A 7529-nucleotide genomic window follows, 5' to 3' on the forward strand; every position below is an offset into this window, starting at 1 on the left:
GTCCGGTCCGGACCCCACCTCCGATGGCGTCCAGGGCGGGTCGGGACGGCCCGGGGTGGGTGATCCGCGCCGGTCCGGCGTTCCGGTTCCTCGGTTCCGGGAAACCGGTGGCACGATGGGGGGCATGGCGGCTCCGCAGGTTGCACCGGTCGAGACGCCGGACACTGACGAGGTGCCGGCGTCCGACCGGCAGTGGGTGACGATCGTGTGGGACGACCCGGTCAATCTGATGACGTACGTGACCTGGGTCTTCCAGAAGCTTTTCGGCTACAGCCGGGAGAGGGCCGAACAGCTGATGCTGGACGTGCACCACAAGGGCCGCGCCGTGGTCTCCACCGGTGCCCGCGAACGGATGGAGCACGACGCGTCGCAGCTGCACGCGTACGGGCTGTGGGCGACGGTGGACAGATCATGAGCATGTTCCATCGCCAGGCCGGTCACTACGTCGCCGTCTTCGCCGTCGACGAGGTGCGGGTGCTGCGCAAGGTCGCCTCCGAGGTGGTGGGTCTGCTCACCGACGGCTTCGACCACACCGACCCGGTGGTCGGTCGGCTCTTTCCGGCGGTCTACCCGCAGGACGCTCCGGGCACCGCCGAGTTTCGCCGCTACACCGAGGGCGACCTGAAGACCTCGAAGATCGATCAGGCGGGGGCGATCCTGGCCGCGTTGCCGGACGAGGCCGGCGGCGAGGTGCGGCTGGACGCCGAGGCCGCCGAGGCGTGGTTGCGGGCGCTGAACGACGCACGGCTCGCGATGGGCGTCCGCCTGGAGATCAAGGACGGCACGGATCTGGGCGAGGAGCTGGACGACGCCGTCGCTGAGGACCCGGGCTCCAGCCGGGTGTTCCAGCTTTCGGTCTACGCCTATCTCGGGTATCTACAGGAATCGCTGCTCAACGCCTTGATCGACTAAGGGTGACCGGCACCACTTCGGCCTGTGCCCGGCAGGCGTTAGGCTGGTGCACGTGCTGAGCATCGACCGGTCGATCATTGACGCGATCGTCGCCCACGCGCGCCGGGATCACCCTGACGAGGCGTGCGGCGTGGTCGCCGGTCCCGTCGGCAGCGACACCCCGACCCGGCACATCCCGATGGACAATGCGGCGCGGTCGATGACCTTCTACGAGTTCGACTCGATGGAGCATCTGCGCGTGTGGCGGGAGATGGACGACCGGGACGAGGAGCCCGTCGTCATCTACCACTCGCACACCGCCACCGAGGCGTACCCGTCGCGGACGGACGTCTCCTTCGCCGGTGAGCCGGGGGCGCACTACCTGCTCGTCTCGACCCGTGAGCCCGACTCGGAGGAGATCCGGTCGTTCCGGATCGTCGACGGTGTGGTCACCGAGGAGCCGGTCCGCGTCGTGGAGGCCGGTGTCGACCCGCACGCCGTCCAGTCCTACATGTTCGGGCAGAGCCCGGCGACGGTCGATTACGAGTGTTCCGGCCGCTGACCTGTCAGCGCCGCAGCCATCTCGTCCCGTCACCGTAGGCACACCCGATCGAGGAGTTCCCCATCATGGCCATTGAGGTTCGCATCCCCACCATCCTGCGCAGCTACACCGGCGGCGCCAAGGTCGTCGAGGGCACCGGCGACACGCTCGCCGATCTGCTCACCGACCTGGATTCCCGGCACGGCGGTCTGCGCGGCCGGCTGATCACCGACGCGGGCGCGCTGCACCGCTTCGTCAACGTCTACGTCAACGACGAGGACGTCCGCTTCCTCGGCGCGCTCGACGCGAAGCTCTCCGACGGCGACAGCGTCACCATCCTGCCGGCCGTGGCCGGCGGCGCGTTCGGCTTCGCGGCGGCAGCGGCGATCAGCTCGCACAGCGCCGCGGCAGCGGCGATCAGCTCGCACAGCGCCGCGGCGGCGGCGATCAGCTCGCACAGCGCCAGCTCGCCGAGTGCCGTCGACGCGGTGGCCCGCGACGCCGTCGCGGCTCGCTGAGGCCGGCCGCCATGGCGCGGTACGACAGCCTGCTCGACGCCTGCGGGGGTACGCCGCTGGTCGGCCTGCCCCGACTCTCCCCGACGGTGCCCGAGGGGGCCCCTCCGGTGCGGCTCTGGGCCAAGCTGGAGGACCGCAACCCCACCGGCAGCATCAAGGACCGCGCGGCGCTGTTCATGGTCCGGGCGGCGGAGGAGGCTGGCCGGCTCCGCGCGGGTGACACGATCCTCGAACCGACGAGCGGCAACACCGGCATCTCGTTGGCCATGGTGGCGAAGCTGCGCGGCTACCGGCTGGTCTGCGTGATGCCGGAGAACGTCTCCACCGAGCGGGTGCAGCTGCTCCGGATGTACGGGGCCGAGATCATCTTCTCGCCGGCGGCGGGTGGTTCCAACCAGGCGGTCGCCACCGCGAAGCAGATCGCCGTCGAGCACCCCGACTGGGTGATGCTCTACCAGTACGGCAACGAGGCGAACGCGCGGGCGCACTACGAGACGACCGGGCCGGAGCTGCTGCACGACCTGCCCAGCATCACGCACTTCGTGGCCGGGCTGGGCACCACCGGCACCCTGATGGGCACCGGCCGTTACCTGCGGGAAAAGGTCGAGGGCATTCAGATCGTGGCTGCCGAGCCGCGCTACGGCGAGTTGGTCTACGGGCTGCGCAACATCGACGAGGGGTACGTTCCGGAGCTCTACGACGCGTCGGTGCTCTCCCGGCGGTTCTCGGTCGGCACCCGGGACGCGGTGTTGCGCACCCGCCAGCTGGTGGAGGTGGAGGGCATCTTCGCCGGCTTCTCCACCGGTGCGATCCTGCACGCCGCGCTGGCGGTGGCGCACGAGGCGGTGCGCGACGGCCGGCGGGCCGACGTGGCCTTCGTGGTCTGCGACGGCGGATGGAAGTACCTGTCCACCGGCGCGTACGGCGGCACCCTCGCCGACGCCGAGGACGCCCTGGAGGGGCAGCTCTGGGCCTGACCGATCTGGTCTGCCGACTACGGGCCGTCGACATTCGTCGACGGCCCGTTCGCATGGTGAGGTACCGCGAGCAGGTGTCACGTTCGTGACAACTTCCGTTGGATGATTCTTGCTGCCGGGTGCGCCAGCGTAGGCTGCGCAGCGTGGCGTACGCGTCGGTAGAGATCATCGCTGGGACCATCGCCGGCACAGGTGCTACTGACAGTGACAGCGAGACCACTCGATGCGACTGACCGTTCTGGGAAGCGCCGGCAGTTTCCCTGGCCCCGAGTCGCCCTGCTCGGCCTACCTCGTCGAGGCCGACGGGTTCCGGCTCCTGGTCGACTTCGGCTCGGGGTCGCTGTCCAGCCTTCAGCGGTACGCGGGGTTGCACGCCCCGGACGCCATCCTGCTGACCCACCTGCACTGTGATCACATGTTCGACGCCGTGCTCTACGTGGTGGTGCGCCGGTACGCCCCGGACGGCCCCTACCCGGCGCTGCCGGTGTACGCGCCCGCCGGCGCGCCGGACCGGCTCAGCGCCGCCTACGGGGACGACGGTTCGGTGGAGGACGTGTACCAGTTCTACGCGCTCCAGCCGGGCACCTTCCCGATCGGCCCGTTCGCCGTCACCGTCGACCGGGTCAACCACCCCGTCGAGACGTACGGTGTGCGGCTCGAGCACGAGGGCCGTTCCTTGTGCTACTCGTCGGACACCGCGCCCTGTGAGGCGCTGCTGCGGCTGGCCCAGAACGCCGACGTGTTCCTCTGCGAAGCCAGTTACCTCGACGGCGTGGACAATCCGCCGGATCTGCACCTGACCGGCCGGGAGGCCGGCGAGGCGGCGACCAAGGCCGCCGTGGGACGGCTGCTGCTCACCCACCTGGTGCCCGCCTGGGGCAGCGAGGCGCACACGTTGGAGTCGGCCGCCGCCGCGTACACCGGGCCGCTCGAGGTGGTCCGGCCCGGTGCCAGCTACGACATCTGACCCACCGGGGCACCGCGGGCGGGGTGGATCGTCGCACCGCATAGGGTGCAGGCATGGCGCGACCTGACGGGCGAGGGCCCTCTCAACTCCGACCGGTGACCCTGACCCGAGGCTGGAGCACCCATCCGGAGGGCTCGGTGCTCGTCGAGTTCGGCGGCACCCGGGTGCTCTGCACGGCGAGCGTCACCGAAGGGGTGCCCCGCTGGCGCAAGGGCTCCGGGCTCGGTTGGGTGACCGCCGAGTACGCGATGCTGCCCCGGGCCACCAACACCCGCTCCGACCGGGAGAGCGTCAAGGGCCGGGTCGGTGGCCGTACCCATGAGATCTCCCGGTTGATCGGCCGTAGTCTGCGCGCCAGCATCGACCTCAAGGCGCTCGGCGAGAACTCGGTGGTGCTCGACTGCGACGTGCTCCAGGCCGACGGCGGCACCCGCACGGCCGCGATCACCGGCGCGTACGTCGCGTTGCACGACGCGGTGAGCTGGCTGGCCGCCCGCAAGTCGTTGGCCGGTAAGCCGGAGAAGGTGATGCACCGCTCGGTGGCCGCGGTCAGCGTGGGGATCGTCGCCGGGGAGGCACGGCTCGATCTCTGCTACGAGGAGGACGTCGCCGCCGAGGTGGACATGAACGTGGTGTGCACCGGCGCCGGGGACTTCGTCGAGGTGCAGGGCACCGGCGAGGCGGGCGTGTTCGCCCGCGACCAGCTCGATGCCCTGCTCGACCTGGCCGTCGCCGGCTGCGCCGAGTTGGCCGAAGCCCAACGGAAGGCACTCGCATGAACAAGGTCCTGCTCGCCACCCGTAACCGTAAGAAGCTGGTCGAGCTTCAGCGGATCCTGGACGGCGCGCTCGGCGCGCACCGGATCGCCCTGCTCGGGCTGGACGACATCGAGCAGTACGCGGAGCTGCCGGAGACCGGCCTGACCTTCGGCGAGAACGCGCTGATCAAGGCGCGGGAGGGTTGCCGGCAGAGCGGCCTGCCGACCATCGCCGACGACTCCGGGCTCGCTGTGGACGCGCTCAACGGAATGCCGGGGGTGTTCAGCGCCCGCTGGTCCGGCCAGCACGGCGACGACCGGGCCAACCTTCAGCTGGTGCTGGACCAGATCGGCGACGTGCCCGACGAGCAGCGGGCCGCCTCGTTCGTCTGCACCGTCGCGTTGGTGCTGCCGGGCGGCAAGGAGCACCTCGTCGACGGCCGGCAGTCCGGGCGGGTGCTGCGCGCCCCGCGCGGTGACGGTGGGTTCGGCTACGACCCGATCTTCCTGGGCGACGGACAGGACCGCACCAACGCCGAGCTGACCCCGGCGGAGAAGGACGCCATCAGCCACCGGGGCAAGGCGTTGCGTGAGCTGGCCAAGCTGATCGCCAAGGTGCTGCCGCCCGCCGCCTGACCCGCGGCGGACGACAGCGACCCGCCGGAGATCAGCCCAGCGGGCCGACCTCCCGTTCGATGGCGGCGCGCAGCTCCGGCCCGGCGACGACGGCTCGGGCCGCCTCCATCACCGGGGCGAGGAACACGTCCGGGCCGGGCTCGCCGGCTGCCGTACCGAGCGCGGCGACGGCCGCCCGGCCGGCCGGCGACGGCTCCAGCGGGGCGCGCAGCTGGAGGCCGCGTACGCCGGCCAGCAGCTCCACCGCGAGCAGGCTGGTCAGGTTGTCCAGGACGGTGCGCAGCTTCTTGGCGGCGGCCCACCCCATCGAGACGTGGTCCTCCTGCATTCCGCTGGTGGGCAGCGAGTCCACCGAGGCGGGGGCGGCCAGTCGACGGTTCTCGGCGACGATCCCGGCCGCCGTGTACTGGGCGATCATCAGCCCGGAGTTGACCCCGGCGTCGGGGGAGAGGAACGCCGGCAGTTCCCGGGAGCGGGTGACGTCGAGCAGCCGGTCGACCCGCCGCTCGGCGATCGCGCCGACCTCGGCGGCGGCGATGGCGAGGAAGTCCGCGGCGAAGCCGAGCGGTGCGCCGTGGAAGTTCCCGGTCGACTCGACCCGGCCGTCCGGCAGCACCACCGGGTTGTCCACGACCGACACCAGCTCCCGGCCGGCGACGGTGCGGACGAAGTCCAGGGTGTCGCGGGCCGCGCCGGCCACCTGCGGCGCGCAGCGCATCGAGTACGCGTCCTGCACGGCGTGCGCCAGGTCGTCGCGGTGCGAGTCCATCACCCGGGAGTCCTGCAACAGGCGGTGGATGTTCGCCGCCGACGTCGCCTGACCGGGGTGTGGGCGGATCGCGTGCAGCTCGGGCAGGAACGGCCGTTCCGAGCCGAGCATCGCCTCGATGGCCAGCGCGGCCGTCACGTCGGCCATGGCGAACAGGTGGGCGGCGTCATGGATGGCCAGCAGGAGCATGCCGAGCATGCCGTCGGTGCCGTTGATCAGCGCCAGCCCCTCCTTGGCGGCCAGCTCGATCGGCTTGAGCCCGGCGGCGGTCAACGCGTCGGCGGCGTCCTGCCGTTCACCGGCCGGGCCGAGCACCCAACCTTCGCCGAGCAGCACCAGCGCGCAGTGCGCCAGCGGCGCCAGGTCGCCGGAGGCGCCCAGCGAGCCGTGTTCCGGGACCCACGGGGTGATGTCGTGGTTGAGCAGGTCGACCAGGGCTTCCGCGACCAGCGGCCGGACCCCGGAGCGGCCCAGGGCGAGGGACCGGACCCGCAGCAGCATCATGGCCCGGACCACCTCGCGCGGCATCGGGGCGCCCACCCCGGCGGCGTGCGAGCGGATCAGCGCGTGTTGCAGCTCGGCCCGCCGCTCCGGCGCGACGAAGGTGTTGGCCAACGCGCCGAACCCGGTGGAGACCCCGTAGACGGGACGGCCCGACGACTCGATGCCGTCCACGATGGCCCGGCTGGTCGCCATCGCGTCGATGGTGGCCGGGGCGAGGACGACGGTGGCGGTGCCGCGGGCCACCGCGAGCACGTCGTCGGCGCGGACTCCGGTGGGCTGGATGGTCACGTGCGTCATTGCGGAACTCCGTTGCGTATTACCTGGCGGATCAGGGGGACACCGGGCCGGTAGGCCAGGTGCAGGTGTGAGGGCGCGTCGAGGATGACGAGGTCGGCCCGCGCGCCGGGGGTGAGGACGCCGATGTCGTCGCGGCGCAGCGCCCGTGCGCCACCGGCGGTGGCGGCCCAGACCGCCTCCGCCGGGGTCATCCGCATCTCGCGGACCGCGAGGGCCACGCAGAACGGCATCGACGAGGTGTACGACGAGCCGGGGTTGCAGTCCGTCGCCAGCGCCACCGTGACACCGGCGTCGAGCAGCCGGCGGGCGTCCGGGTAGGGCGAGCGGGTGGAGAACTCCGCCCCGGGCAGCAGGGTCGCCACGGTGCCCGCCCCGTCGCTGTGGGCCGCGTCGGCCAGCGCGGCCACGTCGGCGTCGCTCAGGTGGGTGCAGTGGTCGACGCTGGCCGCGTCCAGCTCCACACCCAGTTGCACCCCGGGGCCGGGGCCGAGCTGGTTGGCGTGCAGCCGTACGCCCAGCCCGGCCGCCTGACCGCAGGCGAGGATGGCGCGGGCGTGGTCCACGTCGAAGGCACCCCGCTCGCAGAACACGTCGATCCACTTCGCGTACGGGGCGGCGGCGGCCAGCATCGGTCCGCAGACCAACCCCACGTAGTCGTCGGGGCGGTCGGCG

General features: G+C 71.8%; 9 protein-coding genes and 1 pseudogene. 8 read left to right on the forward strand and 2 right to left on the reverse strand.

The genetic code is table 11. The features are described 5' to 3' along the window. Positions 1–124: 124 nt before the first annotated feature. The 8 genes and pseudogenes from clpS (at position 125) to rdgB (ending at position 5287) form a co-directional block, all read left to right on the forward strand. The gene (gene clpS, locus AB0877_RS20280) at positions 125–415 is read left to right on the forward strand and encodes an ATP-dependent Clp protease adapter ClpS (RefSeq protein WP_088946433.1); all 291 of its coding nucleotides are present in this window, start codon (positions 125–127) and stop codon (positions 413–415) included. Further along, entirely contained in the window at positions 412–912 is a 501-nt protein-coding gene (locus AB0877_RS20285; protein ID WP_366610608.1) for a DUF2017 domain-containing protein, read from the forward strand. The genes clpS and AB0877_RS20285 overlap by 4 nt, the downstream gene beginning before the upstream one ends. Positions 913–964: 52 nt before the next feature. Further along, complete coding sequence (locus AB0877_RS20290; protein WP_030487200.1) at positions 965–1453, forward strand: M67 family metallopeptidase; 489 nt, start codon at positions 965–967, stop codon at positions 1451–1453. A 65-nt stretch (positions 1454–1518) separates the two neighbouring features. Beyond that, positions 1519–1818: pseudogene (locus tag AB0877_RS20295) on the forward strand (MoaD family protein); the annotation flags it as partial. A 143-nt stretch (positions 1819–1961) separates the two neighbouring features. Beyond that, complete coding sequence (locus AB0877_RS20300; RefSeq protein WP_366610610.1) at positions 1962–2927, forward strand: pyridoxal-phosphate dependent enzyme; 966 nt, start codon at positions 1962–1964, stop codon at positions 2925–2927. Between the two features lie 223 nt (positions 2928–3150). Continuing rightward, positions 3151–3894: an MBL fold metallo-hydrolase gene (locus tag AB0877_RS20305; RefSeq protein ID WP_366610611.1), complete on the forward strand. Its 744-nt coding sequence runs from the start codon at positions 3151–3153 to the stop codon at positions 3892–3894. 53 nt (positions 3895–3947) lie between these two features. Next, on the forward strand, positions 3948–4673 hold the full coding sequence (gene rph, locus AB0877_RS20310; protein ID WP_366610612.1) for a ribonuclease PH: 726 nt from the start codon (positions 3948–3950) through the stop codon (positions 4671–4673). Beyond that, on the forward strand, positions 4670–5287 hold the full coding sequence (gene rdgB / locus AB0877_RS20315; protein WP_238678306.1) for an RdgB/HAM1 family non-canonical purine NTP pyrophosphatase: 618 nt from the start codon (positions 4670–4672) through the stop codon (positions 5285–5287). Before rph ends, rdgB begins: the two co-directional genes overlap by 4 nt. Before the next feature lie 31 nt (positions 5288–5318). On the opposite strand, the gene hutH is transcribed toward rdgB, so the two are convergent. Both hutH and AB0877_RS20325 read right to left on the reverse strand, forming a co-directional pair. Then, a complete protein-coding gene (hutH, locus tag AB0877_RS20320; protein WP_366610614.1) occupies positions 5319–6857 on the reverse strand; it encodes a histidine ammonia-lyase in 1539 nt (512 codons plus the stop codon). After that, positions 6854–7529 (reverse strand): amidohydrolase family protein (locus tag AB0877_RS20325; RefSeq protein ID WP_366610615.1); only part of this gene is annotated, 676 nt, incomplete at its 5' end. The genes hutH and AB0877_RS20325, both read right to left, overlap by 4 nt.

Origin of the sequence: Micromonospora sp. NPDC047644 (genome assembly GCF_040704315.1) — a bacterium.
Taxonomy (GTDB): Bacteria; Actinomycetota; Actinomycetes; order Mycobacteriales; family Micromonosporaceae; genus Micromonospora.